1 protein-coding gene is annotated in these 246 nt (G+C 32.1%); it reads left to right on the plus strand.

Annotated elements, in window-relative coordinates:
- Positions 1 to 246: recombinase family protein (locus tag UU7_RS18065; RefSeq protein WP_193385100.1), on the plus strand; the 246-nt coding region annotated here is incomplete at both ends.

Here is a 246-nt window from a genome sequence, read left to right on the forward strand (position 1 = left end):
GATAAGACATATATAATTAACGAACAAGAAGCTCAGATTGTACGAACAATCTTTGAAATGTATGCTGCTGGAAAAGGATATAGCGAAATAATAAATAAATTAAACCAGGAAGGCTACAAAACACAGACAGGTAGACCGTTTGGTAAGAATAGTATTCATGACATACTCAAAAACGAGAAATATAGAGGGGTTTACATTTTTAATCGTACTGAACGGAAAATTAATGGAAAAAGGAATCATCACAAA

This window comes from Rhodanobacter spathiphylli B39 (assembly GCF_000264295.1).
Classification (GTDB): domain Bacteria; phylum Pseudomonadota; class Gammaproteobacteria; order Xanthomonadales; family Rhodanobacteraceae; genus Rhodanobacter; species Rhodanobacter spathiphylli.